Here is a 2,589-nt window from a genome sequence, read left to right as displayed (position 1 = left end):
GCCACCCACACGGTATCTTGATGGGTGGCCGTGAGGGGGAGCGCCGGCACCGCCTACGAAACTCGCTCTTTCGCGAGTTTTCAAACACGGCTCTGAGCCGTCGGGATTGGACGACGGACGAAGTTTGAGGGTGTTCAACTCTCCCGCGTAAACGGCTACAGCCGTGGATCAGGGGAGAGCGGACTTGGACCAGCATACGACACCGTCACCGGCGGACATTCGTCTCGTCATCACCGCCTCGTCGCTGGGGACGGTGTTCGAATGGTATGATTTCTTCATCTACGGCACGCTTGCCGCGTCCGGGATCATCGGCCGCACGTTCTTCCCTGCGGGCAACGAGATCGTCCAGACTCTCCTGGCGTGGGCGGGCTTTGCGGTCGGCTTCGGCTTTCGGCCGCTGGGTGCGGTGGTGTTCGGCTATCTGGGCGATCGGCTGGGGCGCAAATATACGTTCCTGGTGACGATCGCGCTGATGGGGATCGCGACGGCGGGTGTCGGGCTGATCCCGTCCGCGGCCACGATCGGGCTCGCCGCACCCGTGCTGGTGCTGCTGCTGCGCATCGCGCAGGGGCTGGCGCTCGGCGGCGAATATGGCGGCGCGGCGATCTACGTCGCGGAACATTCGCCGCGGGGCAAGAGCGGCTTCTACACCAGCTTCATCCAGGCCGGCGTCGTCGGCGGCTTCGTCCTCAGCCTCGCGGTCGTGCTCGCCACCAAAAGCGCGCTGAGCGCGGAGGCGTGGGGCGCATGGGGGTGGCGGCTGCCGTTCCTGTTCTCCATCGTGCTGCTCGCGATATCGCTGTGGATGCGCCTGAAGCTGTCGGAAAGCCCGGTGTTCGCCGCGATGCGTGCCGCCGGAGAGCGTGCCGTCAATCCGGTCGTGGAAAGCTTCACCTATCCGGGCAATCTGAAACGGATGGCAGTGGTGCTGTTCGGCATCGCCGCCGGGTTGACCGCGATCTGGTACACCGCGATGTTCACCGTGCTGTCGTTCCTGCAAGGGCCGATGCGCGTGGAGGAGACGACCGCGCAGTTGATCGTGGGGGCCAGCGCGCTGATGGGGCTGGTGTGGTTCGTCGCGTTTGGGTGGCTGTCCGATCGGGTCGGGCGCAAGCGGCCGATCGTGTGGGGCTATGCCGCCACGCTGGTGCTGCTGTTCCCGATCTTCTGGGGCCTTAGCGCCGCCGCCAACCCCGGCCTGGCCCGCGCTGCGCAATCCGCGCCGGTCGTCGTGTCCGGTCCGCATTGCGCCTACAGCCCGTTCGCCGCGAAACAGGGCGATGCGTGCGGCCAGATGCTGGATCATCTTTCGAAGAAGGGCATCGCTTACACCACGCGGCGCACGCCCGGCACCGTCCTGTCGGTCGCGGGCGAGCCGGTGCCCGATCACACGCCCGCGGGGATCGACGCCGCGCTGGCCAAAGCAGGGTACGACCTGACGCCGGTGGTGCCCTCGGCCGGCAACATCGCGGTGATCCTGCTGCTGATCCTGATGCTGGGCGCGCTGTCCGGCCTGACCTTCGGCCCGGTCGCGGCGCTATTGTCGGAGATGTTTCCGCCGGCGATCCGTTACAGCTCGCTGTCGATCCCCTATCACGTCGGCACGGGCTATTTCGGCGGGTTCCTGCCGTTCATCTCGCAATATATCGTGGCGCGTACCGGCGATCCGTTCGCGGGGCTGTGGTATGCCTGGACGGTGGTCGCGATGGCGCTGCTCGTCACGCTGTTCGGGCTGCGCGAGCCGGCGCGGAACATGGAATAGCGGGGCAGGGGCGGCTGGTCTTTCTCACCAGCGGCCCGACCGATCAGAACGTCATGCCGCCGCCCAGCGACAGCACGATCGCGCGTGCGTTCTGGACTTGGCCGTTGACCGCGGTCGGGGTCTGCGCCGCGGTGCCGGCATAGGCGCGGTCCGTTCGATCCGGCGAGCGGACCGACGAGGCCGCTGACGATCAGATCGCCTTTCGGCGTGTGACGGATCGATGGAGGAGAAAAGATCAGCGGACGCGCGTCCAGGTCTGGGTCTTGCACAGGGGCACGAACACGCAGCCGCGCACCTTGAGCTGGTCGGCGCCGACCGGCGTCACTTTCGCACTATAGGTCTTGCCGTCATCGGCATTGTAGATCGTGCCGCCGGACCAGCCGTTTCCGTCGCGGGTAAAGCCGCTGAGCATCTGCATGCCCTTGATCGCCCGATTGCGCAGCGCGGCATCCTTGTTGTTGATGTCGCGCATCTCCGGCTGGGTGCGCAGCGCATCGGATGTGATGACGCGCCCGCAGATCGACGCGCCGCAACGGGCGACCTCGACGATGGCGTTGCGCGTTTCGGTCTTCCAGCGGCCGATCGCCGCGTCCGCATTCTGGGGCGCGGCGCCTGCTGCCAGCACCAGCATTATCGATCCGATCATCATTTTTCTCCAAGTGGGACGGGGATAAAGCCGCTTGATCGTCGGGCCCGGCGGCTTGACCGCGCGTGACCGCAATCCCCGGCCGCGGCCACCGGGCCTTGCGGTGGCCGGCGATGGTCGCGTGCGTTCAGTTGCGCAGGGGCTTGCCCGTGGTCAGCATCTGCTTGATCCGCGCCTGGGT

At 66.8% G+C, this 2,589-nt stretch carries 2 protein-coding genes; one reads left to right on the top strand and one right to left on the bottom strand.

The annotated features are described in order from the left end of the window. Window positions 1–184: 184 nt before the first annotated feature. On the top strand, window positions 185–1,762 hold the full coding sequence (locus VF649_RS02795; RefSeq protein WP_331010438.1) for an MFS transporter: 1,578 nt from the start codon (window positions 185–187) through the stop codon (window positions 1,760–1,762). A 235-nt stretch (window positions 1,763–1,997) separates the two neighbouring features. Here the strand turns inward: VF649_RS02795 and VF649_RS02790 are convergent, their stop codons facing one another. Then, complete coding sequence (locus VF649_RS02790; protein ID WP_331010437.1) at window positions 1,998–2,411, bottom strand: DUF2147 domain-containing protein; 414 nt, start codon at window positions 2,409–2,411, stop codon at window positions 1,998–2,000. Between the last annotated feature and the right edge of the window lie 178 nt (window positions 2,412–2,589).

Source organism: Sphingomonas sp. (genome assembly GCF_036387535.1).
GTDB lineage: Bacteria > Pseudomonadota > Alphaproteobacteria > Sphingomonadales > Sphingomonadaceae > Sphingomonas_R.
This window is presented reverse-complemented; position numbering and strand designations above follow the sequence as displayed.